19 protein-coding genes are annotated in these 26,426 nt (G+C 71.9%); 5 read left to right on the forward strand and 14 right to left on the reverse strand.

Annotated elements, in window-relative coordinates; genetic code table 11:
• Positions 1–9: 9 nt before the first annotated feature.
• The 5 genes from ACIRC0_RS05005 to ACIRC0_RS05025 all read right to left on the reverse strand — a co-directional run bounded on the left by ACIRC0_RS05005 (position 10) and on the right by ACIRC0_RS05025 (position 7,387).
• Positions 10–2,355: a glycoside hydrolase family 65 protein gene (locus ACIRC0_RS05005; protein ID WP_403611324.1), complete on the reverse strand. Its 2,346-nt coding sequence runs from the start codon at positions 2,353–2,355 to the stop codon at positions 10–12.
• A 200-nt stretch (positions 2,356–2,555) separates the two neighbouring features.
• Positions 2,556–3,065 (reverse strand): O-acetyl-ADP-ribose deacetylase, encoded by a 510-nt coding sequence (locus ACIRC0_RS05010; RefSeq protein ID WP_403611327.1) that lies wholly within the window; start codon positions 3,063–3,065, stop codon positions 2,556–2,558.
• Positions 3,062–4,471, reverse strand: a complete 1,410-nt coding sequence (locus tag ACIRC0_RS05015; RefSeq protein ID WP_403611329.1) for a phytoene desaturase family protein — start codon at positions 4,469–4,471, stop codon at positions 3,062–3,064. Before ACIRC0_RS05015 ends, ACIRC0_RS05010 begins: the two co-directional genes overlap by 4 nt.
• A gap of 90 nt (positions 4,472–4,561) precedes the next feature.
• Positions 4,562–5,407 carry an inositol monophosphatase family protein gene (locus ACIRC0_RS05020; protein WP_403611331.1) on the reverse strand — a complete coding sequence of 282 codons (846 nt, stop codon included), beginning with the start codon at positions 5,405–5,407 and terminating at the stop codon, positions 4,562–4,564.
• 153 nt (positions 5,408–5,560) lie between these two features.
• Positions 5,561–7,387 (reverse strand): gamma-glutamyltransferase family protein, encoded by a 1,827-nt coding sequence (locus ACIRC0_RS05025; protein WP_403611333.1) that lies wholly within the window; start codon positions 7,385–7,387, stop codon positions 5,561–5,563.
• Positions 7,388–7,544: 157 nt separating this feature from the next.
• Here ACIRC0_RS05025 and ACIRC0_RS05030 point away from each other — a divergent pair, with 157 nt between their 5' ends.
• The 3 genes from ACIRC0_RS05030 (at position 7,545) to ACIRC0_RS05040 (ending at position 9,705) form a co-directional block, all read left to right on the forward strand.
• Positions 7,545–8,270, forward strand: a complete 726-nt coding sequence (locus ACIRC0_RS05030; RefSeq protein ID WP_403612720.1) for a YqjF family protein — start codon at positions 7,545–7,547, stop codon at positions 8,268–8,270.
• A 127-nt stretch (positions 8,271–8,397) separates the two neighbouring features.
• Positions 8,398–8,664 carry a DUF6480 family protein gene (locus tag ACIRC0_RS05035; RefSeq protein WP_403612723.1) on the forward strand — a complete coding sequence of 89 codons (267 nt, stop codon included), beginning with the start codon at positions 8,398–8,400 and terminating at the stop codon, positions 8,662–8,664.
• Positions 8,665–9,015: 351 nt separating this feature from the next.
• Positions 9,016–9,705: a hypothetical protein gene (locus ACIRC0_RS05040; protein ID WP_403611335.1), complete on the forward strand. Its 690-nt coding sequence runs from the start codon at positions 9,016–9,018 to the stop codon at positions 9,703–9,705.
• A 36-nt stretch (positions 9,706–9,741) separates the two neighbouring features.
• On the opposite strand, the gene ACIRC0_RS05045 is transcribed toward ACIRC0_RS05040, so the two are convergent.
• The 8 genes from ACIRC0_RS05045 to ACIRC0_RS05080 form a co-directional block, all read right to left on the reverse strand.
• The gene (locus tag ACIRC0_RS05045) at positions 9,742–11,268 is read right to left on the reverse strand and encodes an NCS1 family nucleobase:cation symporter-1 (protein WP_403611336.1); all 1,527 of its coding nucleotides are present in this window, start codon (positions 11,266–11,268) and stop codon (positions 9,742–9,744) included.
• Between the two features lie 164 nt (positions 11,269–11,432).
• Positions 11,433–12,455 carry a TIGR03842 family LLM class F420-dependent oxidoreductase gene (locus ACIRC0_RS05050; protein WP_403611338.1) on the reverse strand — a complete coding sequence of 341 codons (1,023 nt, stop codon included), beginning with the start codon at positions 12,453–12,455 and terminating at the stop codon, positions 11,433–11,435.
• A 12-nt stretch (positions 12,456–12,467) separates the two neighbouring features.
• Positions 12,468–13,868: a dihydropyrimidinase gene (hydA, locus tag ACIRC0_RS05055; protein ID WP_403611340.1), complete on the reverse strand. Its 1,401-nt coding sequence runs from the start codon at positions 13,866–13,868 to the stop codon at positions 12,468–12,470.
• A 107-nt stretch (positions 13,869–13,975) separates the two neighbouring features.
• Entirely contained in the window at positions 13,976–14,818 is an 843-nt protein-coding gene (locus tag ACIRC0_RS05060; RefSeq protein WP_403611343.1) for a nitrilase-related carbon-nitrogen hydrolase, read from the reverse strand.
• A gap of 148 nt (positions 14,819–14,966) precedes the next feature.
• Complete coding sequence (locus tag ACIRC0_RS05065) at positions 14,967–16,529, reverse strand: PucR family transcriptional regulator (protein WP_403611345.1); 1,563 nt, start codon at positions 16,527–16,529, stop codon at positions 14,967–14,969.
• 186 nt (positions 16,530–16,715) lie between these two features.
• Positions 16,716–17,999, reverse strand: a complete 1,284-nt coding sequence (locus tag ACIRC0_RS05070; protein WP_403611347.1) for an aspartate aminotransferase family protein — start codon at positions 17,997–17,999, stop codon at positions 16,716–16,718.
• The gene (locus tag ACIRC0_RS05075; RefSeq protein ID WP_403611349.1) at positions 17,996–18,838 is read right to left on the reverse strand and encodes a nitrilase-related carbon-nitrogen hydrolase; all 843 of its coding nucleotides are present in this window, start codon (positions 18,836–18,838) and stop codon (positions 17,996–17,998) included. Before ACIRC0_RS05075 ends, ACIRC0_RS05070 begins: the two co-directional genes overlap by 4 nt.
• Before the next feature lie 185 nt (positions 18,839–19,023).
• A complete protein-coding gene (locus ACIRC0_RS05080) occupies positions 19,024–20,682 on the reverse strand; it encodes a hypothetical protein (RefSeq protein WP_403611352.1) in 1,659 nt (552 codons plus the stop codon).
• 377 nt (positions 20,683–21,059) lie between these two features.
• Between ACIRC0_RS05080 and ACIRC0_RS05085 the strand changes: the two genes are divergently transcribed.
• Positions 21,060–23,669: an ATP-dependent Clp protease ATP-binding subunit gene (locus ACIRC0_RS05085; protein ID WP_403611355.1), complete on the forward strand. Its 2,610-nt coding sequence runs from the start codon at positions 21,060–21,062 to the stop codon at positions 23,667–23,669.
• 21 nt (positions 23,670–23,690) lie between these two features.
• Here ACIRC0_RS05085 and ggt read toward each other — a convergent pair whose 3' ends face one another.
• On the reverse strand, positions 23,691–25,502 hold the full coding sequence (ggt, locus tag ACIRC0_RS05090; protein ID WP_403611358.1) for a gamma-glutamyltransferase: 1,812 nt from the start codon (positions 25,500–25,502) through the stop codon (positions 23,691–23,693).
• Between the two features lie 104 nt (positions 25,503–25,606).
• On the opposite strand from ggt, the gene ACIRC0_RS05095 reads away from it, so the two are divergent.
• Entirely contained in the window at positions 25,607–26,356 is a 750-nt protein-coding gene (locus ACIRC0_RS05095; protein ID WP_403611361.1) for a hypothetical protein, read from the forward strand.
• Positions 26,357–26,426 lie beyond the last annotated feature (70 nt).

Genomic DNA, 26,426 nt, shown 5'->3' on the forward strand with positions numbered 1-26,426 from the left:
TCCTTGTGTTCACTGGGGGCGCTCGGGGTGGCGTCCGGGCGGCTGGGAAGGCTGCGGCAAGGGGGGCGCCGGTTTCACCGGGCGGGTCTGCGCGGTGTCGCCGGACACGGTCAGCGGCTCCCCGTAGTGCCTGATCCGGACCGATTCCCCCTTCACCAGCGTGTACGTGGCCAGCGAGTCGGTGATCTCCACCCGGAGGCACTGGCCGCGGACGTGGACCGAGAAGGCCAGCCGGCTGAGAGTGTCGGGCAGCCGGGGCGCGAAGTACAGGGTTCCGGAGTGGTGGCGCATGCCGCCGAAGCCGGCGACGAGCGCGATCCAGGAGCCCGCCAGGGACGCGATGTGCAGGCCGTCGCGGGTGTTGTTCTCCAGGTCGTCCAAGTCCATCAGCGCCGCCTCGCCGAGGTAGTCGTAGGCCAGGCGCAGGTGGCCGACCTCGGCTGCGATGACGGCCTGCACGCTCGCCGACAACGAGGAGTCACGGACGGTGAGCGGTTCGTAGTAGGCGAAGTTCCGTGCCTTCTCGCCCTCGTCGAAGGCGTCGCCGCGCAGGTACATCGCCAGCACGAGGTCCGCCTGTTTGACCACCTGCTTCCGGTAGATCTGGAGGTACGGGTAGTGCAGCAGCAGCGGGTAGTCCTCCGGCCGGGTGCGGGAGAAGTCCCAGACCTGGTGGCGGGTGAAGTCCGCGGCCTGCTCGTGGATGCCGAGGGCGCTGTTGTAGGGGACGGTCATCGCCTTGGCGGCGGTGCGCCATGCGGCCGTCTCGTGCTCGGTCACGCCGAGCGCGGCGGCCTGCTCGGGGTGGCGTTCGGCGGCATCGGCGGCGGCCCGCAGGTTCTCCTGGGCCATGAGATTGGTGTAGGTGTTGTCGTCCGCGACCGCGCTGTACTCGTCGGGGCCGGTGACGCCGTCGATGTGGAAGCGGCCCTGGGAGTCGTGGTGCCCGAGGGAACGCCACAACCGGGCGGTCTCCACCAAAAGTTCCACGCCGGTGTCGCGTTCGAAGTCCTCGTCGCCGGAGACCGAGACGTAGCGCAGGACGGCATGGGCGATGTCGGCGTTGATGTGGAAGGCCGCGGCGCCGGCCGGCCAGTAACCGGAGCACTCCGCGCCGTCGATGGTGCGCCATGGGAAGGCGGCCCCCTCGAGGCCGAGTTGCCGGGCGCGGGCGCGGGCCGCCGGCAGGGTGTCCTGGCGCCAGCGCAGCGCCGCGGTGACGCTGCGCGGGTGGGCGAAGATGAGCACCGGCAGAACGTAGGTCTCGGTGTCCCAGAAGGCGTGCCCGTCATAGCCGGAGCCCGTCAGGCCCTTGGCGGGGATGGCCCGCTGCTCGGCCCGGGCGGCGGCCTGCAGCACATGGAAGAGCGCGAAGCGGACGGCCTGCTGGATCTCCGCATCGCCGTCCACCTCCACGTCGGCGTGCGCCCAGAACTCGTCCAGGACGGCCCGCTGCTCGTCGGCCAGACCCTGCCAGCCCGTGCTGCGCGCTTCGGCGAGCGCGGCCTCCGCCTGGTCCCTCAGGGACGGCAGTGAGCGCAGCGCGGACCAGCCGTAGGAGACCAGTTTCTCCAGACGGAGCTTCTGGCCGGGCCTGAGGTCGGCGATGACGGTGAACCGGGCGACGTCGTGCGCGCTCTCTCCGGCTGTCTGGGTGGAGGCCGGACCCTGCACGATGTGGTCGGCGGCGGCCGCGACCCGCAGTCCGCTGCGGACGGTGCGGTGGATCAGGCGCAGCCGGGCCCCTTCGGCGTGGTGCTCCTCGGGCTGCAGCGGGGATTCCAGGGCGGCGGCGACCCGCGGATCGTCGCTGGGCCGGGGCATGGGCTCGTTGGCGACGAGTTCGGACTGGATGACGACGCGCACCTCGTCGTCCAGCGGCTCCACCTCGTAGGCGATCGCGGCGACGGCCCGGTGGGTGAAGGACACCAGGCGCGTGGAGCGCACACGGACGGCCTTTCCCACCGGCGAGACCCATTCGCAGACGCGGTGCAGTACCCCGGCCCGCAGATCGAGGACCCGTTCGTGCGAGAGGAGACGCCCGTAGCGCAGGTCGACCTGCTCGTCGTCGACGAGCAGGCGGATGAGCTTGCCGTCGGTGACGTTGATGACCGTCTGGCCGGACTCCGGGTAGCCGTATCCGGCCTCCGCGTAGGGCAGCGGGTGTACTTCGTGGACGCCGTTGAGGTAGCAGCCGGGCAGTCCGTGCGGCTCCCCCTCCTCGAGGTTGCCTCGCCAGCCGATGTGTCCGTTGGACAGGGCGAAGACCGATTCGCTCTGTGCCAGGACGTCCAGGTCGAGCCCGGTCTCGCGGACGCACCAGGGATCGGACCCATAGGCGGGATGGGTGATCACGGCGGGTTCTCCGGGGGATGTATCCGGAATGCCTGGTATGCCATGTTCTCTATCTTCCCGCTCAAGAGTCACTCCATCCCCAAGGGCCCCGGAAAGGAGCGCGGCCTCGCCGAGGGGCCCTGCGATGAGGGTCGCGGGGCATGAGGGCCGTGGGGAATGAGGGCCGTGGGGAAATTAGGGCCGTGAGGATGAGCGGTCGCTCAGGGAAGCTGCGCCGCGAAGGCCTCGTACGCCCGCTCGTCGAAGAGGACGAACCTCACCTCCTCGACGGCCGTCTCCGTGGCCCTGACCGTCTCCACCGCAATGCGGGCGGCGTCGTCGATCGGCCACCCGTAGATGCCGGCGGACACGGCCGGGAACGCCACCGTGCGGGCGCCGAGTTCGTCGGCGACGCGCAGCGACTCCCGGTAGCAGGAGGCCAGCAGCTCCGACCGGTCCTCCTGGGGGCTGAAGCGGGGACCGACCGTGTGGATCACCCAGCGTGCGTCCAGTTCACCCGCCGTGGTGGCCACCGCCCGGCCCGTGGGCAGTCCCTTGCCGTACCGGGAGGCGCGCAGCGCACGGCACTCCTCGAGGATCGCCGGGCCACCCCGCCGGTGGATCGCGCCGTCCACCCCTCCCCCGCCGAGCAGCGAGGAGTTCGCCGCGTTGACGATCGCGTCGGCGCTCTGCCGGGTGATGTCGCCCTTGACCAGCGTGATGGCGGTCATCGCTGCCTCAGCCTCCGCCAGACCGCCTTCGCCGCGTTGTGTCCCGACATGCCGTGCACGCCCGGGCCCGGTGGGGTGGCCGAGGAGCAGATGAAGACGGCCGGGTGCGGCGTGCTGTACGGGGACAGGGACACCTTGGGGCGCAGCAGGAGCTGGAGGCCGGACGCCGCGCCGGAGGCGATGTCGCCGCCGACGTAGTTGGCGTTGCGGGCGGCCAGTATGGGCGGGCCGGCGGTGGCGCGGGCGAGGACGCGGTCGCGGAACCCGGGGGCGTAGCGCTCCAGTTGGCGTTCCATGGCGTCGGTGAGGTCTCCGCGCCAGCCGTTGGGCACATGGCCGTAGACCCAGAAGACCTGCTTGCCCGCCGGGGCCCGGGTGGGGTCGGCGACGCCGGGCTGCACGGTGATGAGGAACGGCCGGTCGGGGGCCCGGCCCTCCCGGGACGCGGCGCGCAGGGCGGCGCCGATCTCCGCGCTGTCGGCGCCGATCTGCACGGTGCCGGCGACGCGCGCTTCCTTCGCGGTCCACGGGACCGGGCCGTCCAGCGCGTAGTCGATCTTGAAGACGCCGGCGCCGTAGCGGTAGCCGTCGTAGTAGCGTCCGAGACCGGCGATACGCGCCAGCGCGGTGGGCGAGGTGTCGAAGATGTACGCGCGCGCCGGGGGCAGGTCGTCCAGGCGCTTGACCTCGTAGTCGGTGTGGACGGAGCCGCCCAGGTCCTTCAGGTACGCGGCGAGGGCGTCGGAGATCGACTGGGAGCCGCCGCGGGCGACCGGCCAGCCGCGGGCGTGCGCCGCGAGGGCGAAGACCAGGCCGATCGCGCCGGTGGCGAAACCGCCGAGCGGGGCGATCACGTGGGCGACGAGCCCGGCGAACAGGGTCTTCGCGCGCTCGTCGTGGAAGCGGCGCATCAGCCAGGTGGACGGGGGCAGGCCCACGAGGCCGAAGCGGGCGAGGGTGACGGGGTCGCGGGGCAGCGCGGTCCGGGGCAGGGACATGAAGTCCCGGGCCAGGGTGTCCCAGCGGCTCAGGAACGGCGCGACCAGCCGGCGGTACGCTCCCGCGTCGCGCGGGCCGAACGAGGCGGCCGTCTCGGCCACGGACCGGGACAGCACCGCGGCCGTGCCGTCGGGGAAGGGGTGCGCCATCGGCAGCTCGGCGTGCAGCCACTGAAGCCCGTACCGCTCGAGGGGCATGGCGCGGAACGCGGGCGAGTTGACGCCGAGGGGGTGAGCGGCCGAGCACGGGTCGTGCCGGAAACCGGGCAGCGTCAGCTCCTCGGTGCGGGCGCCGCCGCCGACGGTGTCGCGCGCCTCGAAGACGGCCACGGAGAAACCACGACGGGCCAGCTCCACGGCAGCCGTCAGCCCATTGGGCCCCGCCCCCACCACGACCGCATCGAGCATCGACGGCACCTTCGGACTCCTTCGTCAGCCGACGGCCACAGGAGATCAGGATATGCCGGAGGTCTGACACGCCTCGGGTACATGGGAAGGTCAGGCGGCGCCCGACAGCAGCTCCACCACCCGGCGCGCCGTGGCCTCGTCCCGTGCCGCGGTGAACGGCAGCGCGTTGCCGCCGGTGATCCGGAACGGTTCGCCCGCCAGGGTGAGGGTTGTGCCGCCCGCCTCCTCGACCAGCAGCAGACCGGCCGCGTGATCCCACGCCGCCTCCCAGGAAAAGGCGGTGCCGTCGAGGACGCCCTGGGCGACGTGGAGGTACTCAAGGCCCGCCGAGCCGCACGGGCGCGGGCGGACGCCGTCCGTCCACAGTCCGAGCAGCGCGCGCTTCTCCTCGGCCGTGGTGTAGTCGGGGTGCGACGTGGCCACCTCGAGGTCGCGGCCCGCCGTGGGAGAGCCCGCTCGCAGGCGCTCGCCGTCGAGGAACGCGCCCTTCCCCCGTACCGCCGTGGCCAGCCGGTCCAGGGCCGGGGCGTACGTCCACGAGGCGCGTACGACACCGCCCTGGGCGAGCGCGACCAGCGTGCAGAACCCGGGGTCGCCGTGCACGAACTGGCGGGTGCCGTCGACCGGGTCGACGATCCAGACGGGGGCCTCGCCCCGGATGGCCTCGTACGTCACCGGGTTGGCGTGCACCGCCTCCTCCCCCACCACGACCGAGCCGGGCAGCAGCCTCGGGAGCACCTCGGTGAGGTGGGCCTCGGCGTTGCGGTCGGCGTCCGTGACCAGGTCGTGCGGTCCGTTCTTCTCGTCGATCTCGTGCGCGGCGAGCCGGCAGAAGCGCGGCATGATCTCGGTGGCGGCCGCCTTGCGCACGGCCTCCTCGACGTCTGCCGTGCCGTGCGCGAGAAACCCGTCGATGGTTTCGTAGTCATCGATCATGCCCCCAATGAGAGCACGCGTCACTGACAATCCTGACCGGCCTGGTGTACTCCGGCTGGAATCGGTATGAATTCGGTGCTTCTCCCGTGGTTCGGCCGGTCAGCGGTTCGGCCGGTTCGGTGGGGGTCGCCCGCGTCGCTGGGACCGGTTGGTTCAGCGGCCGACCGCATACCCCTGCATGCCCCGCGGGTTGGCCGCGGCCGAGAGCACACCCGTCTCCGGGTCCCGGGCGACCGCGCACAGCCGCCCCTCCGACCATGCATCGCCGACGGTGACGTCATGGCCGCGCCGGCGCAGCTCCGCGACGACCTCCGGGTCCATGCGGGACTCGACGGTGACGCTGCCGGGGCACATGCCGCGCGGGTAGAAGGAGCCCGGGAAGCTGTCGTTGTGCCAGTTCGGGGCGTCGATGGCGCCTTGCAGGTCGAGGCTGCCGCGGATGTGCGGGCGCAGGGCGGCCGCCAGGAAGAAGTGGAGCTGCCACTGGTCCTGCTGGTCGCCGCCGGGCGTGCCGAACGCCAGCACCGGCACCCCGTCGCGCTGGGCGATCGAGGGGGTGAGGGTGGTACGGGGGCGGCGCCCGGGCGTGAGGGAGTTCGGCAGGCCCTCGTCGAGCCAGGTCATCTGCAGCCGGGTGCCGAGCGGGAAGCCCAGCTCGGGCACGACCGGGTTGGACTGGAGCCAGCCGCCGCTGGGCGTTGCCGCGATCATGTTGCCCCAGCGGTCGACGACGTCGAGGTGGCAGGTGTCGCCACGGGTGGCGCCGTCGGCGGTGACGTCCGGTTCACCGGGCACGGGCGACGTCGGGCTCTTCGCCACGGTCGGTTCGCCGACGCCCATGGGGTCGAAGCCGGCGTCGCCGGTGAACACCACGCGCGCGTACTCGCTCAGGCGCGGCACGCGCCCTCCGGGCGCGCCGGGGCGCAGCTCGTACGACGCCTTGTCGCCGATCAGGGCGCGCCGCTCGGTGTTGTAGGCGTCCGACAGCAGGTCACCGAGCGGGACCTCGGCCGCGTCGCCGTACCAGGCCTCGCGGTCGGCCATGGCGAGCTTGCAGCCTTCGATCAGCAGGTGGACGTAGTCCGCGGAGCCGTACCGGGGCAGCTCGGGCGGGAGCAGGGCGAGCTGCTGGAGGAGGACGGGGCCCTGGCTCCAGGGACCGGCCTTGCACACGGTCCAGCCGTTCCAGTCGTAGGTCGCCGGGGTCTCGTAGGCGGCCGACCAGGAGGCCAGGTCGTCGGCCGTCAGGGTGCCGCGGTGGCGTTCGCCGCTGGTGTCCATGGTGGGCCGCCCCGCCTGCCGCACCAGGGCCTCGGCGATGAACCCGGAGCGCCACACCCGGCGGGCCTCCTCGATCTGCCCCTCGCGGTCGCCGGCCCCCGCCACCTCGGCGAGCAGCCGCTTCCAGGTGGCGGCCAGCGCGGGGTTGCGCAGCCGCTCGCCGGGGCGCGGTGGCCTCCCGCCGGGCAGGTACACCTCGGCCGAGGAGGTCCACTCGGTCTCGAACAGCTGGCGCACGGTCTCGACCGTCTCACCGACGCGCTCCACGGGCGGGTGCCCGTGCTCGGCGTAGCCGATGGCGTACTTCAGGACGTCGGCGAGGGGCCTGGTGCCGTGGTCGCGCAGCAGCAGCATCCAGGCGTCGAAGGCTCCCGGGACGGCGGCGGCGAGGGGCCCGGTGCCGGGGACGAGCTCCAGACCTAGTGCCCTGTAGTGGGCGATGGTGGCCCCCGCGGGCGCGACCCCCTGCCCGCACAGCACCCGCACCTCGCCACCCGCCGGGGCGAGCAGGATCGGGACCTCGCCGGCGGGACCGTTGAGGTGCGGTTCCACGACGTGCAGCACGAACGCGCCCGCCACGGCCGCGTCGAACGCGTTGCCGCCGTCCTCCAGCACGGCCATCGCCGACTGGGAGGCCAGCCAGTGGGTGGAGGACACCATGCCGAAGGTGCCCTGGAGGGTGGGGCGTGTGGTGAACATATGGCCTCTCAGCTCGCTGCTCGGACGCGCCGGTCGATTGAAACAGCCGAGCTGATCTGTTGTCTCCTCGGCGGGCCGGGCGTGGTGCGGTCATCCCTGCCCCTGTCGCAGCGCTCCCACCGCGTTTCCCGGTGTGATCGTCGGGGACTCGGTCGGCATGGTGTCCCTCGCGGCGGAGCAGCGCGTCCACCTGCCGGCCTTGGAGGCGGGATGGCTGACGCAGACCTTCGTGCACTGGCCCTTCCGCCCCGACGAGGTGCAGCGCCTGCTGCCGGAGGGCCTGACCGTGGACGAGTACGAGGGCGCGGCCTGGGTCAGCTTCACGCCGTTCCTGATGGCCGACGTACGGCCTGCGGTCCTGCCCGGCGCGACGCCCGGCCTCCCCACGTTTCCGGAGACCAACCTGCGCACCTACGTCCGGGGCCCCGACGGGCGCGACGGGCTGTGGTTCCTGTCCATCGAGGTGGGCAACCCCCTCATGCTGGCGGCCCGCGCCGTGGGCGCGCCGTACAACCCGGGCCGGCTGCGTCTGTCCCACGACGGAGACGTGGTGCGCTACTCGGGTGCACGCTGGGGCGGCTCACCCTCCTACGAGGTGGCCGTCCGGCCCGGCCGACCGCTGACGCCGACGCAGCGGGACATCTGGCTGACCTCACGGTGGCGCGCGTACACACGACGGCTGGGGATGCTCTGGGAAACGCCCGTCGAGCACGAGCCCTGGCCGCTGCGCGCCGCGACCCTCGAGCGCTTCGAGGAGACCGTGACCCGGGCCGCGGGACTTCCCCCACCCGAGGCCGAGCCAGTGGTGCACTTCTCCGACGGGGTCCGGCACGTGCGCATGGGCGCGTCCCGCCCGCTGTCGCCCTCACGCCCACTCCACTGACACCGGCGCTCACGTCCAGCCCACCGACACCGCCTGCTAGGGCCCGCGCAGGGCAGCGGGCGCCCCGTTCGTCCCCTTGTGTCCGAGTGATGCCCGGTCGGGCGGGTACTCGGCGGCCATGAACCAGATGAACCGGGACAGCGGAACAGGGGGGACGTGGAACCGTCAGTACGGTTCTTCCGACCCCGAGCCGTCGCAGACCCCGGGGGTGGAGCCGGGCGGGGTGCCTCCGGGAGAGACTCCGCCGGGCGAGAGCAGCACTTCGGAGGCCACTCACCGGGACGACTACGACCGGACGCGGGGCTGGGCGAAGGGACCGCTGATCGCCATCACCGCGCTGGTGGTGCTGGTGGCCGGGTTCTTCCTCGCGTACGCGATATCGCTGATGCGGTGAGGGCGCCCGCCCGGCCGGCCGGCGGCCGGAAGCAGGGACGGTGGCAGCCCGAGCTGCCCCGGGGTCCCGTCTGAGGGGGACATTCATCGGAAGCCGGGCCAGCTCCGGCCCCACCCGGGTCGGGGGGCCGGCACGGGCTTGGCGTCGGCCTGGCGGGGTCCGGACGGTTCCGGCGCGGGTCCGGTTCGGGCATAAGGGGACACACGGTCCTGTGCACTGTCGGCCTGCGTCATCGCGTGAGTACAGAGCGAGTTGGCCCCTTCCGCCTCACAGGCAGTCATGTGAAACTGTCGTCCCGTCCGCAGTGTGGACCCCCCTCCGCACCGTCCGTCCCCCACGAGAAGTGCGCCCGTGCGTGATCTTCCCCTTCCGCTCGCCCTCACCGCGCGGCTGAGCCCGGTCCTCGTGCTCGCCTGTGCGGGCTGGGCGCTGACCTCCGGTCCGGCCGCCTCCTCGGCCACCGAGCACAAGTCGGGCCAGCGGAGCCAGGACGCCCAGAGCCCCCAGGACGCGGGGACCGCCTCCGCTCCCGGCCCGTCGGCCGCGGCGAAGACGTACACCACCGCACCCGCACCGTGCGCGGCTCTGGCCGGGAAGACGATCACGTCCCTGGTCCCGGGCGCCAAGACGGCCGGCAAGGAGATCCCCTCCACGGACCGGTCGGTCCGCCGCACCTGCTCCTGGAACGCGCTCAAGGGCTACGACTACCGCTGGCTCGACGTCACCTTCGAGATCCTGGACTCGCAGGCGCAGGCGCAGAAGTCGTACACCGAGCGGACCACGGACAAGAGCGGCGGCGGCGCGGTCCCCGGCCTCGGCGACGCCGCCTACTCGGTCGTGAACCTCACCACCGAGGACAAGCAGCAGACCCGTGAGGGCCTGGTGCTGGTCCGCGTGTCCAACGCGCTGGTCTCCGTCGACTACAACGGCAGCGACTTCGAGACGAAGAAGGCGCCCGGGACGGACGAGATCAACAAGGGTGCCATCAAGGCCGCCAGGGAGGCGGTGGCCGCGCTGGGGGACGGTCAGCAGAAGAGCTGACCGTCCCCCATGGCCCGGCTCGACGTCAGACCGACGTCAGACCGTGGCGTCGTCCCGGCCTCGCGCGAGCATCAGCAGCAGGTACAGCACCATCGACGTGCCGAGGCCGACCGCCCAGCCGTAGTCGGCGAGCGGCTTCAGGGCCGGGACGGGGCGGCCGTCGATCAGCGGATGGAAGTCCGCGCCGCCGATCGCCAGCACCCCGCCGACGACGAAGGCCAGCACGGCCCGCCAGTTCCAGCCGCCCCCGTACCAGTAGCGGCCACCGGAGCGGTACAGGTCGGTGAGGTCGAGACGGGTGCGGCGCAGGATCCAGTAGTCGGCGATGAGGATGCCGGCCACCGTGCCGAGCAGGCCGCCGACCAGACCGAGCCAGGTGAAGATGTAGCCCTGCGGGTCGGAGTAGAGCTTCCACGGGAAGATCAGCACCGCGAGGACCGAGGTGATCAGGGCGCCGGTGCGGAAACTCACCTTCCTCGGCGCGATGTTGGAGAAGTCGAACGCCGGGGAGACCAGGTTGGCCGCGATGTTCACCGACAGGGTCGCCACCAGCACGGTCACCAGGGCGTAGAGCAGCCCGACCACGTTGTCCGTCTTCGCCGCCAGCTGCACCGGGTCCCAGACCGGCTTGCCGTACACCGCCTGCGAACCCGAGGTGACCAGCACCGACAGGAACGCGAACAGCGTCATGGTGGTCGGCAGGCCCAGCGCCTGGCCCCACGTCTGGGCCTTCTGGCTGCGGCCGTACCGGGTGAAGTCCGGGATGTTCAGCGACAGCGTGGACCAGAAGCCGATCATGCCCATGAGGGAGGGCGCGAACAGCTTCCAGAAGTCCGCTCCCCAGCCCAGCTTGGAGGGTTGGTCGAACAGCGGGCCGAAGCCGCCAGCCTTTCCGCTCATCCACCACAGCATCACCAGGGCGCCGACGATCACGAAGGGCGCCGCCCAGTTCTCGAAGCGGCGGATCGTCTCCATGCCCCGGTAGATGATGGCGACCTGGAGCACCCAGAAGAGCGCGAACGACAGCCACATGGTCCAGGCGTAGCCGCCGACGTGGGAGGCGTTGGACCAGCTGTCGCCGATGAGCTTCCCGGCGAGGAAGTAGATCGCCTCGCCGCCGATCCAGGTCTGGATGCCGAACCAGCCGCACGCCACCAACGCCCGCACGACCGCGGGGAGGTTGGCGCCGCGCACGCCGAAGGAGGCCCGGGCGAAGACCGGGAAGGGGATGCCGTACTTGGGTCCCGCATGCCCGGTGAGCAGCATCGGGACCAGCACGATCACATTGGCCAGGGCGATGGTGAACACCGCCTGCTTCCAGTCCATGCCGACCGCGATCAGGCCGGAGGCCAGGGTCCAGGACGCCGTGTTGTGGGCCATGCCGACCCACAGGGCGGAGAAGTTGTACGTGGTCCAGGTGCGCTTGGCGACGGGGACCGGCAGCAGGTCCTCGTTGGCGTACGCACCGCTCGGCTGCGGGGAGCCCGGGGCGATCTCCACGCGCCCGTCGGGGAGGGTGACTTGGGCGGACGGCGGTATGGCCGTGGGAGCGGTGTCGGTCATGGGGCAGGCCAATCAGGAGGTGGGACGGGAGAGGCCGTGCGGGTGCGGCGCCGATGGGGGGTGCGCCCGGTGGACGGGTCGACCGGAGCGTCCTGGGCCCCCTTCCCGGGAGAGCGGGAAGGGGACGAGCGGGGAGAGGGAAGGGTCCGCGGACCCGGTGAGGATCAGCCGTTGACGGCCGGGATGACCTGGCTCCCGTACGCGTCGATGACGGCTTCCTGTGCGTCGTGCATGTCGTAGACGGCGAACTGGTCGACGCCCAGCTCGCGCAGTGCCTTCAGCTTCTCGACGTGCTTCTCGACCGGGCCGATGACGCAGAACCGGTCGACGATCTCGTCGGGTACGAACTGGGTGTCGGGGTTTCCGCTGCGCCCGTGGTGGGCGTAGTCGTAGCTCTGGCGGGCCTTGATGTAGTCGGTGAGCTCCTCGGGGACCGCGGAGGAGTGCTCGCCGTACTTGGCGACGAGGTCGGCGACGTGGTTGCCGACCATGCCGCCGAACCAGCGGCACTGCTCACGGGCGTGCGCCAGCGCCTCGGGCGAGTCGTCCTCGGTGACGTAGGCCGGGGCGGCGACGCAGATCCTCACCTCGGACGGGTCGCGCCCGGCGGCCACGGCCGCGTCCTTCACCGCCTTGACCATGTACTCGGTCAGATACAGGTCGGCGAGCTGGAGAATGAACCCGTCGGCCTCCTCTCCGGTCATCTTGAGCGCCTTGGGGCCGTACGCCGCCATCCACACGGGAAGCCTGGCGCCCGGTTTGATCCAGGGGAACCTGACGACGGTGCCGCCGCCGAGGTCGGCCTCCTGGCCGCTGCCCAGCGCCCGGATGACCTTCATGGCCTCGCTGATGCGGGCCAGGGTGTTGGGCTTTCGGCCGGCGACGCGCATCGCGGAGTCGCCGCGGCCGATGCCGCAGATCGTGCGGTTGCCGAACATGTCGTTGAGGGTGGCGAACGTGGAGGCCGTGACCTCCCAGGTGCGGGTGCCCGGGTTCGTCACCATGGGGCCGACCGTGAGCTTCTGGGTGTTGGCCAGGATCTGGCTGTAGATCACGAACGGTTCCTGCCACAGCACGGCGGAGTCGAAGGTCCAGCCGTAGCGGAAGCCGTTGCGCTCGGCTCTCTTCATCAGGCTGACGACCCGCGAGGCCGGCGGGTCGGTCTGCAGGACGAGTCCGAAGTCCATGGGGCGCCACTCCTAGTTGAGGTACTGACAGGTGGAGCGGGGGGTGTAGACGCCGTGTCCCGCGCGTCCGGTGAACTCCCGCTCGGTGATGACGGGTTCGCCGCGCGAGAGGACGGTCTCGACCCGGCCGGTGGTGCGCTTGCCCTCGTACGCCGAGTAGTCGACGTTCATGTGGTGCGTCTCGGCGGACATGACCTGCTCGGCGTGCGGGTCGTAGATGACGACGTCGGCGTCGGCGCCGGGGGCGACGGTGCCCTTCTTCGGGTAGAGGCCGAACATCCGGGCGGGGGTGGCGCAGGCGATCTCGATCCAGCGGCGGCGTGAGATGTGCCCGTCGACGACGGCCTGGTGCAGCAGGTCCATGCGGTTCTCGACGCCCGGGAGGCCGTTGGGGATCTTCGAGAAGTCACCCCGGCCCAGCTCCTTCTGGCCCACGAAGCAGAAGGGGCAGTGGTCGGTGGAGACCACCTGGAGGTCGTTGGTGCGCAGGCCCTTCCACAGGGCCGCCTGGTGCTCCTTGGGCCGCAGCGGGGTCGAGCACACGTACTTCGCGCCCTCGAAGTCGGGCTCGGCGAGGTTGTCGGTGGACAGGAACAGGTACTGCGGGCAGGTCTCGCCGAAGACGTTCAGCCCCTCGTCACGGGCGCGGGCCAGCTCGGCGACCGCCTCCTGCGCCGAGACGTGCACCACGTACAGCGGGGCCCCGGCGACCTGGGCGAGCTTGATGGCGCGGTGGGTGGCCTCGGCCTCCAGCAGGGCCTTGCGGACCTCGCCGTGATACCTCGGATCCGTCTCGCCGCGGGCCAGCGCCTGCTCCACCAGCACGTCGATCGCGATGCCGTTCTCGGCGTGCATCATGATCAGCCCGCCGTTCTCGGCGGAGCGCTGCATGGCGCGCAGGATCTGGCCGTCGTCGGAATAGAACACCCCTGGGTAGGCCATGAACTGCTTGAACGAGGTCACGCCTTCCTCGACCAGGAGATCCATCTCCTTGAGCGTCTCCTGGTTCACATCGGAGACGATCATGTGGAAGCCGTAGTCGACGGCGCAGTTGCCCTCGGCCTTGGCGTGCCAGGCGTCCAGCCCCTCGCGCAGCGAGTGGCCCACGCTCTGCACCGCGAAGTCGATGATCGTGGTCGTTCCGCCCCAGGCGGCTGCCCGGGTGCCGGTCTCGAAGGTGTCGGAGGCGAAGGTGCCGCCGAACGGCAGCTCCATGTGGGTGTGGGCGTCGACACCGCCCGGGATCACGTACTTGCCGGTGGCGTCGATGGTCCGCTCCGCCGTGAAGGCCTCGGCGGCCGGTGTGCCGGACGCGGCGAGGGCGGCGATGCGGCCGTCCTCGATCAGGACGTCGGCGTGGATCTCGTCGGACGCGGTGATGACGAGGCCACCGCGGATGACGGTACGAGTCATGCTCACCCTCCGGGCGTTGACGGCGGTCGTGAAAAGTGCCGGTTGTCTGTGGCTTGTCGCGCAGTTCCCCGGCGCCCCTGAAAGGGGCGCCGGGGTACCTGCCCCCTTTACGGAGCCGTCAGCGGGCCGTACGCGTCGGGACGGCGGTCCCGGTAGAACTGCCAGCGGTCGCGGACTTCGCGCAGCTTGGCCAGGTCCAGGTCGCGGACGACCAGTTCGGTCTCCTTGTCGCCGGCCACCTCGCCCACGAACTGCGCCTCCGGGTCCACGAAGTACGAGGTCCCGTAGAAGTCGTTGTCGCCGAGCTCCTCGGTACCGACCCGGTTGATCGCGCCGACGAAGTACTCGTTGGCGACGGCCGCCGCCGGCTGCTCGAGCTGCCACAGGTAGGCGGACAGACCGCGCGAGGTGGCCGACGGGTTGAAGACGATCTCCGCGCCCGCGAGGCCGAGGGCCCGCCAGCCCTCCGGGAAGTGGCGGTCGTAGCAGATGTACACGCCGATCTTGCCCACCTTCGTGTCGAAGACCGGCCAGCCGACGTTCCCGGGACGGAAGTAGAACTTCTCCCAGAAGCCCTTGACCTGCGGGATGTGGTGCTTGCGGTACTTGCCGAGGTACGAGCCGTCCGCGTCGATCACCGCGGCGGTGTTGTACAGGACCCCGGGCTGCTCCTCCTCGTACATGGGCAGGACGAGGACGATGCCCAGCTCCTCGGCGAGGGCCTGGAAGCGCTTGACGATCGGGCCGTCCGGGATCCGCTCGGCGTACTCGTAGAACGCGGGGTCCTGGACCTGGCAGAAGTACGGCCCGTAGAACAGCTCCTGGAAGCACAGGACCTGGGCACCTTGCGCGGCCGCGTCGCGGGCCGCCTGCTCGTGGACCTGGATCATCGATTCCTTGTCGCCCGTCCAGGCGGTCTGGAAGACGGCGGCACGGATCACTCTGCTCATCGGGACCTCCGGTCGCTCGGTGTGCCGAGAGCGTAGAAAGCCGGCGGGCCGTGTTTGAGTTGCACCGTGTCACGTCTGCGGGCGTCCGGCGTTGCACGGTGTCATACCGGCGCGTGCACACCTGTTTCCCGCTCTTTTCCATGGCGTCTCACTCTTGTTGGGCGTCGTGCGCGAGCAGCGCGATGTGTACCGAGGCGGCTTGTTCGAAGTCGTCGAGGTCGACCCCGAGGCGGGCTTGTATGGCCTCCAGCCTGCGGTAGAGGGCCGGTCGGCTGACGTGGTGGAGCTGGGCGGTGCGGGACTTGTTGCGGCCGGTGGCGAGGTAGGTGCGCAGCACCGGCAGCAGCTCCTGTTCGGCGTCGCGCCCGCACAGCAGCCCGTCCAGCTCCCGCTCGGCGAAGGCCTGCACGTGCGGGTCGTCGCGCAGCAGCCGGATCAGGCCGCGCAGATGGACGTCCCTGAGGCGTACGACGGCCGGGAGGTCCTGCGCGGCGGAGTGGCCGGCCACGGCGTCCGCGACGTGCTGGGCCTCGCGCAGTCCGGCGGGCACGTCCTCCCAGGCGGTGCGCGGGTCGGCGGCGGCGATGGCCGTCCCGCGCACCGCCGGGGACTCCGTGCGCAGCCGGGTCGCGAAGTGCGCGGTCAGCGCTTCCGCGTCCTGGTCGCGGGCGAGGCTGAGCAGTACGGCGGTGGCCCCGTCGGCCAGCTCGGCGACGAGCCCGGGCAGGCCCAGCAGCCGCAGGACGCGGTCGAGCTGGGCGGGATCGCCGTCGCGTACGACCAGGGGGACGAAGGTGCGGCGGTTGACGGGCAGCCCGGCCGCCCGCGCCCGGGGCAGCAGCCGGCCGGCCGGGACGGCCCCGGAGACCAGGTCGGTCAGCAGGCTCTGCGCGGACTGCTCCTCCCAGGTGTGCACCGATCCGTGGAGCATCCGGTGCAGGACCAGGGCCTCGGCGGCGCGCTCGGCGAGCAGGCGCCCGATGGGGCTGTCGCCGCGGTAGCCGCACAGCACGATCCGGCCCCAGCGCTCCCCGCACGCGCCCAGCTCGGCGCGGACCCAGCCGTCGCCCTCGCTGCCGCCCGCCTGCCGGGCGATGCGCTCCCAGTCGCGCAGCACGTCGTCGACCGCGGGCCGCTCCCCCGCCGTGGCGAGCACGCGGTGGGCGAGGTTGGTGAGGACGACGGGGCAGCCCGCGTGCACGGCGATCTCGTCGAGCAGCCGCTGCAGCGGGGCCCCCGCGGTGATGAGCCCGGTCAGGGCCGTGCGGACGGACTCCGAAAGGCTCACCGCCGCGAACTTGCGCCGGACGAGGCGGGACTGGACCTCCTCGGTCAGTTCGGCGAACGGGAAGGGCCGGTGCAGGACCACCATGGGCAGCCCGCAGCGCTCGGCGGCCCGGCGCATCACGTCCGGCGGCGCCGGGAAGGCCCGGCCCAGTCCGAGGACGACGGCCGCGGCCTCCGCGCGGTGCAGGGACCGAATGTACTCGGCCTGCTTCTCCACGTCACCGGCGAGCAGCACCCCGGTGGTGAGGACCATCTCGCCGCCGCTGAGCATCACGCCGACGTCGGGCGCCTCCGCGACGTGCACCCAGCGCACCGGCCGGTCCAGGTGCCCGGCGCCGGCCACCACCTCGGGCTCTCCGGCGAGCACCCGGTCCAGGGTGAGGACCTGGCGTACCGACAGGGCGGGTTCCAAGGCGGTGGGCATGGCTGTCTTCCCCTTTTTTGTGGCTCGGTTCACCTCCGGGGCGCTGGATGCCGGTGTCGAGAGGCCGACCGTGCTCAGCCCTTAGGGCCTCCGCGCTCCCCCGAGCTCTTCGAGCAGGGGGTGCCCCCACACCCTCTCGACACCGGCGCGCCCCTTCGGCTCACTCGCCCGCTCACTTGCTGCCTGTTACTGGACATCTCTGAGGGCCTGCTCGAGGATCGCGGCGCCCTCCTCGGCCTCCGCGACGGTGAGCGAGAGCGGCGGGGCGATGCGCAGCACGCTGGTGTTGTGCCCGCCGCCCTTGCCGATCAGCAGTCCGCCGTCACGGGCCGCCTCGAGCACGGCGGCCGCCGCGTCCGGGTCGGCCTCGTCGGTGCCGGGCCGCACCAGCTCGACGCCGATCATCAGGCCGCGCCCGCGCACCTCCCGTACGCCCGGGAGCTGGGCGCCGACCGCCCGCAGCCGCTCCATGAGCAGTCCGCCGACGCGCCGGGCGTTGCCCTGGAGATCGTGCTCCAGCAGGTACGTCAGGTTGGCGAGTCCGGCCGCCATCGTGATCTGCGTGCCGCCGAAGGTCGAGATGCTGTTGGCGTCGAGGCAGTTCATGATCTCGGCGCGGGCGACGACACCGCCGATGGACATGCCGTTGCCGATGCCCTTGGCGAAGGTGAGGATGTCCGGCGGGCCGCTCTGCCCGTGCGCCTGCCAGCCCCAGAAGTGGTCGCCGGTGCGGCCCCAGCCGGTCTGCACCTCGTCCGCGATCCACAGGATGCAGTGCTCCTGGAGCACGTCCCGGAAGGCCGCGTACAGCCCGTCGGGCGGCGAGGTGAAGCCGCCGACGCCCTGGATCGGCTCGGCGATCAGCGCGGCGGGCGGGCGGGTGTGGCCGAGGAGGTCCCTCAGGTCCTCGACGCAGGCCGCGATGAAGTCGGCGTCACTCAGGTGGGCGAACGGGCCGCGGGTGCGGACCCCGCCGTGGACGTAGAGCGTCTGGAGAGGGGACAGGGAGGTCGGGGACCAGCCGCGGTTGCCGGTGATGCCGATCGCGCTGAACGAGCGCCCGTGGTAGCTGTTGCGCATCGCGAGGATCTGGTTGCTGCGCCGGTACGTCGTCGCGAGCAGCAGCGCGGTGTCGTTGGCCTCGGTGCCGGACGTGGTGAAGAAGACGCGGGCGTCCGGGATGCCGCTCAGATGGGCGATGCGCTCGGCGAGTTCGACCATCGGCCGGTTGAGGTAGAGCGTGGACGAATGGATGATCCGCCCGGCCTGCTCGCTGACCGCCTTGGTCACCTCGGGCAGCGCGTGCGCGGTCATCGTGGTCAGGATGCCGCCGAAGAAGTCCAGGTACTTCTTCCCGTCGGCGTCCCAGACGTGCCGGCCCTCGCCGTGGGTGATCTCCAATGGGTCCTTGTAGTAGAGGGCCAGCCAGTCGGGCAGGACGGCCTTGTGGCGGTCGTACAGGTCACTCACGGCTTCACCAGTCCTTCGTACGCGTCGGGGCGGCGGTCGCGGTAGAACGCCCACTGCTGCCGCACTTCTTCGATGAGGTCGAAGTCGAGGTCCCGTACGACGAGCTCCTCCTCCTTGTCGCTCGCGACCTCGCCCACAAACTGCCCACGGGGGTCGACGAAGTAGCTCGTCCCGTAGAAGTCGTTGTCGCCGTACTCCTCGCGGCCCACGCGGTTGATCGCCGCGACGAAGTACTCGTTGGCGACGGCCGCCGCGGGCTGTTCGAGCTGCCAGAGGTAGGAGGACAGGCCGCGGTGGGTGGCGGAGGGGTTGTAGACGAGCTGGGCGCCGTTCAGGCCGAGCTGCCGCCAGCCCTCCGGGAAGTGGCGGTCGTAGCAGATGTACACGCCGACCCTGCCGACCGCGGTGTCGAAGACGGGCCAGCCGAGGTTGCCGGGTTTGAAGTAGTACTTCTCCCAGAAGCCCTTGACCTGGGGGATGTGGTGCTTGCGGTACTTGCCGAGGTACGAGCCGTCCGCGTCGATCACCGCGGCGGTGTTGTAGTAGAAGCCGGACTGCTCGACCTCGAAGACGGGGACGACGATCACCATGCCGGTCTCGCGGGCGAGGTCCCGCATACGGCGCACCGTCGGCCCGTCCGGCACCGGCTCGGCCCAGCGGTAGTGCTCGGGCTCCTGGACCTGGCAGAAGTAGGGAGCGTTGAAGACTTCCTGGAAGCCGATGACCTTCGCGCCCTGCCGGGCCGCCTCACGGGCGTGCTCCACATGCTTGGCGATCATGGATTCGGTGTCACCGGTCCAGGTCGCCTGGACCAGTGCGGCGCGTACGACGTGGGCCATGGTGCCGCTCCTTTGCCTGATGGTCCGCGAGGGACGTCAGAGAGCCTCTACGCCCGTAGAGCCGGGCCGTAGAGGGACGAACGTAAGCCTCCGCGGCGGCCTTGCCAAGACCATCGTCGTCAACCCGCTGAGTCGATCACGTTTCGCACTCCTGCGGGTGAGTGATCGCACGGAAGCCGGGCCGGTCAGGCGGTGAATCCGGCGACCCTCAGAGCGTGGACGAGGTCCCAGTGACGCTCGGCGGAGACACCCCGGGCGGCCTCCAGGAGCAACGGTACGAGCAGCCGCGGGTCGGCGGCGACACTGCGGGCGGCCTCCTGAGGCGTACGGACGCGTACGTACGCGTCGAGGAGGGCGCCGACCTCGCGGTGCCGGCCGTCGGCGTGGAGCCCGAGGACGGCCTCGCCGATCTCCTTCGCGGGCCGTGCGACGCCCTGCCGCAGCATCTCCTCGCCGTCCGTGCCGCGGCCGGCCGCGGTGAGGGCGTCCGCGGCGGCGACGAGGCGGTCGGCGGGCAGCGAGGCGGCCTCCCACAGCAGGGTGGCCCAGTCGGCGCCGAGGCCCGCGCGGTGCAGTTCGGCGGCCAGCAGGGGGTAGCGGTCGGCGGGCCAGTGGGCGGCCTCGACGAGCAGCGCGTGCGCCTCGCCGCTGCGGCCCTCGGCGCGCAGCCGGACGAGCGCGGCGACGGTGTCGGCGGTGAGCTGCCGGCCGGCCTCGTCCTGTGGCGGGGTACGCGGCTGGGGGACCTCGGGTGTCTCGGCACCGGCGGCCCCGGCGAACCGGGCGCCCCGCAGGCCCCGACGCCCCGGCGCGGGTGCGGCCATGGGCGGAACGGCACCCGTGGCCGGCTCCTGCACGTCCATCACCCCGGCGAAACGGGCACTGCCGCGCGGGCGGCGCTTGGAGCGCTGTTCGGCGGGGGCCTCCACGGCGGCGGGGGCGGGGCCGGACTCGCGGCTCACGGATTCCCCGGACGGGCCGGCCGGGCGCTCGGAACCGGGTCCGGGGGCGTCTGCGGCCCTGGCACGGTGCCAGCCGGAAGCGTCGTCGGCCGGTCCCGTGGCCGGGGTCTCCGAGCCGCCGTGCGGCCGTTCGGGCGCCGCGTCCGGGCGGCCGCCGCGCGGCCGTTCGGAGGGCGCGTGCGGGCCCTGCGGCCACTCCTCGCGGCGCGCCCGGGCCACCTCCGCCGACCGGCTCTCCGCCTGGCCGCCCGACGGCGCCGCTGTCCCCCTGGCGGCCGTCTCCCCGGGGGCGCGGGCTTCCGTGGCCACTTCCAGGCGGAACACGTCCCCCGCCCGGCCCGGCCCGGAAGACCGCGCGCCCTGTGCGGGCCGGGCGCGGTGATCGAGGGCCTCCATCCGGCGGCGCAGCTCCGCACAGCGGGCCGTGGCGCGGTCGTGGTCGTCCCGGGCCCAGGCCAGGTCGAGCCGGAGCGACGCGGCCTCCTCCCGGGTGGCGGCCGACTCCAGCCTGCGCGTGAGCTCCGCCCTGCGCTCCGCCGCGAAGCGCTTCTCGCGCAGCATCACGTCGAGCCGGTCCCCGAGCGCCTCCCGGGCCCCCGGCCGGGCGTCGTACGCGGCGAGTGAGGCACCGTGCAGCGCCCGCGCCCGCTCGGCCTCCGGCGCGGCGAGCGCGGGCCCGTACGCGGCGGCGAGGTCCTGCAGCAGCGCCTCCACCACGTCCCAGGGCGGCACCTCCGTGCCCTCCAGGCAGGCCCGCATGCCGTCGGGGTCGCGCTGCCAGAAGACTCCGCACCAGCCGCCGCCCTGGTCGAGCCGCGCCAGCAGCCCGTTCAGGTAGCTCGCGAAATCCCGCACCCCTCCCGGGAGTTGATCCACCGCCATCGCTCAGCTCCCGCCCGAGTGGAGTCCTCCGGTCCGGTAGAGAACACCAGTCGTGTTACGGACGGGCTACAGGCGGTTTTCAGAGCGGACGCAGTGCGCTCCGCGGGGACATTCACACCCTGTGCGCGCCCCGCCGCGCCGGCGCCGCACTCGAGGGCCGGCCACTCGCCTGCCCGAGGCGTCCGTCCTGCTGAACATGCCCCTGAACAACGATCGTGCGATGGTGTTCTAAGCGTCAGGGCACGCACCGCACATGCACGCACGCAGCGCAGGCGGAAGCGCACACAGCGCAGGTGCGCGCACGCACCGCAGGTGTAACTCGGACAACCCCGGGCACCCGCGACTGACCGGCATGTACATCAGCGGAACGGAAGGCCATGACCAGCGGATTCACGGGTCCGCAGGGCTACGGCTCGGACCCCTTCGCAGAGTTCTTCGCACGTATCTTCGGTGGGCAGCGTCCCGGTCCCCGGCAGATCGACCTGGGGCGGCTCCTGAGCGAGCCGGCCCGGCAACTGGTCGCCGGCGCCGCGCGCTACGCCGCCGAGCACGGCAGTCGCGACCTGGACACCCAGCACCTGCTGCGCGCCGCGCTCGCCACCGAACCGACCCGGAGTCTGCTCAGCCGCGCCGGGGCGGACCCCGACTCGCTGGCCTCGGAGATCGACGAACGCTCCGGCCCGGTCCAGCAGAGTTCGGGCGACGCGCCGCCGCCCACCTCGCTCTCCCTGACGCCCGCGGTCAAACGCGCCCTGCTGGACGCGCACGAACTGGCCCGGGCCAGCGGCACCGGCTACATCGGCCCCGAGCACGTGCTCAGCGCGCTCGCCGCGAACCCCGACTCGGCCGCCGGGCACATCCTCCACTCGCACCGCTTCGCGCCCTCTCCCCTGCCCCCGGAGGCAGGAGACCACGTGGCGCAGCGCCCCGAACGGCCGCGCCCCACGTCGACGCCGACCCTGGACAAGTACGGTCGTGATCTCACCGACCTCGCGCGGCAGGGCCGTATCGACCCGGTGATCGGGCGGGAGGAGGAGATCGAGCAGACCATCGAGGTGCTCTCCCGCCGCGGCAAGAACAACCCGGTGCTCATCGGTGACGCGGGCGTCGGCAAGACCGCCATCGTCGAGGGGCTCGCGCAGCGCATCGCCGACGGCGACGTGCCCGACGTCCTGCTCAGCCGCCGGGTCATCTCCCTGGACCTGACCGGCGTGGTGGCCGGCACCCGCTACCGGGGCGACTTCGAGGAGCGGCTGAACAACATCGTCGGCGAGATCCGCGCGCACTCGGACGAACTGATCGTCTTCATCGACGAGCTGCACACCGTGGTCGGCGCCGGTGGCGGCGGTGCGGAGGGCGGCTCCATGGACGCGAGCAACATCCTCAAGCCCGCCCTGGCCCGCGGCGAACTGCACGTGGTGGGCGCCACCACGCTGGAGGAGTACCGCCGGATCGAGAAGGACGCGGCGCTGGCGCGCCGGTTCCAGCCGATCCTGGTGCCCGAGCCGTCCGTCCAGGACGCCATCGAGATCCTGCGCGGGCTCCGCGACCGCTACGAGGCCCACCACCAGGTCCGCTACACCGACGAGGCGCTGGTGGCCGCCGTGGAGCTGTCCGACCGCTATCTCACCGACCGGCACCTGCCGGACAAGGCGATCGACCTGATCGACCAGGCGGGCGCCCGGGTGCGGCTGCGGGCCAAGACCAAGGGCACGGACGTACGGGCCCTGGAGCGGGAGGTCGAGCGGCTGACCCGGGACAAGGACCAGGCGGTGGCCGACGAACAGTACGAGCAGGCCACGCGGCTGCGCGACCGCATCGTCGAGCTGAAGCAGCGGATCGAGGAGGCGAGCGGCGAGCCCGAGGCCGACGAGGGGCAGCACCTGGAGGTCACCACGGAGGCCATCGCCGAGGTGGTGTCCCGGCAGACCGGTATCCCGGTGAGCCGGCTCACCGAGGAGGAGAAGGAACGGCTGCTCGGCCTCGAGGAGCATCTGCACCAGCGGGTCATCGGGCAGGACGAGGCGGTCGCCGTGGTCGCCGACGCGGTGCTGCGCTCGCGGGCCGGGCTGTCCAGTCCCGACCGGCCGATCGGCAGCTTCCTGTTCCTCGGCCCGACCGGGGTCGGCAAGACGGAGCTGGCGCGTGCGCTCGCGGAGGCGCTGTTCGGCAGCGAGGAGCGCATGGTCCGGCTCGACATGAGCGAGTACCAGGAGCGGCACACCGTCAGTCGGCTGGTGGGCGCCCCGCCCGGGTACGTCGGCCACGAGGAGGCCGGGCAGCTCACCGAGGTCGTACGGCGGCACCCGTACTCCCTGCTGCTGCTCGACGAGGTGGAGAAGGCGCATCCGGACGTCTTCAACATCCTGCTGCAGGTCCTCGACGACGGGCGGCTGACCGACTCCCAGGGCCGGACCGTGGACTTCGCCAACACGGTCATCGTGATGACGAGCAACCTGGGCTCGGAGGCGATCACCCGCCGCGGCGCGGGCATCGGGTTCGGCGCGGGCGGCACCGAGGCGGACGAGGACGCGCGACGGGAGCAGATCCTGCGTCCGCTGCGTCAGCACTTCCGGCCGGAGTTCCTCAACCGTATCGACGAGATCGTCGTCTTCCGCCAGCTGACGGCCGACCAACTGCGGCAGATCACCGACCTGCTGCTGGACAAGACGCGGCGCCAGCTGCGCGCCCAGGACATCGACGTGGTGTTCAGCGAGCGGGCCGTTCAGTGGCTGGCGCAGCGCGGCTACCAACCGGAGTACGGCGCGCGCCCGCTGCGCCGCACGATCCAGCGGGAGCTGGACAACCGGCTCTCCCGTCTGCTCCTGGACGGCCGGATCGAACGCGGCAGCCGGGTCGAGGTCGACGTGGAGGACGACCGACTCGCGTTCCACCCGCGGCCGCGGGCCTCGGCGCGAGCTTCCGCCGACGGGGATCCGGGCGGCGGTGCGGCCCGCGCCCAGGAAGGCGGGACCGCACGCTGGTGAGCATGAACCTCCCGGCGGCCGTCAGGGCGCCGGGGTCACCACCATCGCCGAGCCGCCGCCGCGTCGCACCTTCTCGGCGGCGGCCAGCCACTTGCCCCCGGGCAGGCGCTGCACGCCTGTCGCCGCGCCGATCTCCGGGTTCAGCGTGAAGGAGTGCCCGATGGCCTCCAGTTGGGCGCGCAGAGAGCTGTTGTAGAGGGCGGGTTCGAGTTCCGTCTTCGCCGCGTTGCGCTGGCTGGCGCGCGGTGCGGCGATCGCGTCGACCAGCGGCAGGTGCCGGTCCAGGAACTCGGTGAGGGTCTGCAGCACGGTCGTGATGATGGTCGCGCCGCCGGGCGAACCGAGCGCGACGACCGGGCGGCCCTGCTTGTCGAGCACGATGGTCGGGGAGATCGAGGAGCGCGGACGCTTGCCCGGGCCCGGCAGGTTCGGGTCGTGTACGGCCGGGTTGGCGGGCGTGAAGGAGAAGTCCGTGAGCTCGTTGTTGAGCAGGAAGCCGCGGTGCGGGACGGTGATGCCGCTGCCGCCGGTCTGCTCGATGGTGAGGGTGTAGGAGACGACGTTGCCCCACTTGTCCGCGACCGTGAGGTGCGTGGTGTTCTCGCCCTCGTACGTCGTCGGGGCCGCCGTACCGCCGGTCGTGCAGGGCGCCGGGTGGCGCGGGTCTCCCGGCGCGAGCGGGCTGGTGAGCACCGCGTCGTCCTTGATGAGGCACGCGCGTGAGTCGGCGTACTTCTGCGACAGCAGGTCCTTGGTCGGCACGTCCTCGAAGGCGGGGTCGCCGACCCAGCGACCGCGGTCCGCGAACGCGATACGGCCGGCCTCGATGAAGTGGTGCAGGTACTGCACCTCGCTCGCCTTCGAAAGGTCCGTCTTCTCCAGGATGTTGAGCGCCTCGCCGACGGTCGTGCCGCCGGAGGACGAGGGCGCGATGGAGTAGACGTCGAGGCCGCGGTAGGACGTCTTCGTGGGCGCCTGGAGCTTGGCGCCGTAGGCCGCGAGGTCCTTCTCGGACAGCCTGCCCGGACGGGCGTTCCAGCCCGAGGCCGGGTCCACCGGGGGCTTGTCGACCGTGGCGACGATGTCGTTTCCGATGTCGCCGTGGTAGATCGCGCCCATGCCCTTGCGGCCCAGCTCCTCGTAGGTGCGGGCGAGGTCGGGGTTCTTGAAGGTGGAGCCGACGACGGGGAGCCGGCCGCCCGGCAGGAACAGCTCGGAGGTGTCCGGGAAGTACCGGAAGCGGGTCTCGTTGGACGCGGTCTGGGAGCGGAAGGTGTCGTCGACGGTGAAGCCGTCGCGGGCGATCCGCTCGGCCGGCTTCAGCACCGTGCCGAGCCGCTTGGTGCCCCACTCGTCCAGCGCCTTCTGCCAGGTGGCGGGCGTGCCGGGGGTGCCGACGCTCAGGCCGCTGCTGACGGCGTCGGCGAAGGCGAGCGGCTTGCCGTTCTCCACGAACAGGTTCGAGTCGGCGGTCAGCGGTGCCGTCTCACGGCCGTCGATGGTGTGCACCGTACGGGACTTGGCGTCGTAGTAGACGAAGTAGCCGCCTCCGCCGATGCCCGCGGAGTACGGCTCGGTGACGCCGAGCGCGGCGGCGGTGGCGACGGCCGCGTCGACCGCGTTGCCGCCCTTCTTGAGGACCTCGATGCCGGCGGCGGACGCGTCGGCGTCGACGCTGGCCACGGCCCCGCCGTAGCCCACGGCGACGGGCACTTTCGCCGGAGTCGATTTCTCCGGCGCCGGGGCGGCGTGCGGCGGCGCCGCCGCTCCCACCGACACCAGGGCGGCCGAGACCGCCGAAACCGCCAGTTTCCGCGCGACAGGGCGACGCATTCGTACCTCCAGTGACGTGCGTCCACGCAGGGTAACCACATTGCCATGGCCCCGTCAGCACCGCCTCGACCAGTGGTCCGAATGGGGGACTAGCATGCGCGGCCATGAACGACGACGTGCGCAACATCGTCCTCGGGGTGATAGCCGCCGGTGTCAGTGCCGCGCTCGGCTGGCTCGCCCGTACGTACCTGTGGAGGCGCAAGCTGCGCCGCAAGCAGGCGTTCTTCGGGCTGCCGGACCACTCGGAGTCGCTGCTGGTGGTCAACCGCGCGGCAGGTGGACCGGAGCTGTCGGTGAAGCGCTACGACGTGTTCGCCCTGCTCGAACTCTCCGCCCTGATCAAGGACTGCCACGCGCGTGCCCAGGTCGTGGCGCACGACGCCACCCAGCAGGGCTTCGGCGAGCGGACGGAGTTCTGCGTCGGCGGCCCCTACTCCAACCGCCGGATGGCGGCCCACCTTTCCTCGCTGCTGCCGGGTGTGTGGGTCAACACGGACCCCGAACCGGTGGCGGAGCGGGGCACGTTCAGGATCGGCGGGGAGCACTACCGCATGGAGCGCGGCCGGAGTGAGTACGTCCTGCTCGCCCGGCTCACCGCGGACGGGCAGGAAGACTCCCGCCCGGTGTTCCTCTTCTGCGGTCAGCGGGCCGTCGACAACCAGGCCGCCACCCGCTATCTCGCCCGTCATCACGAGCGGCTGCACCGCAAGTACGGCACCGGATCCTTCGTACTGCTGCTGAAGGTGGTCAATTCGCAGGCGTACGGCCCGGATGTGGTCGAGTTGGTCGCCGACGTGACGCGGGCGGCACGGACGCCGCTGCCCGAGCAGACCTCTGCCGACACGGCCGCTTAGCCGTTCAACAAACGTTACTGGTACGTAACTTACCAACGGGTTACTTGCGGTAAGGGCGCACGGTTACCGT

It is taken from the genome of Streptomyces sp. NPDC093984 (assembly GCF_044764595.1).
Taxonomy (GTDB): Bacteria; Actinomycetota; Actinomycetes; order Streptomycetales; family Streptomycetaceae; genus Streptomyces; species Streptomyces cynarae.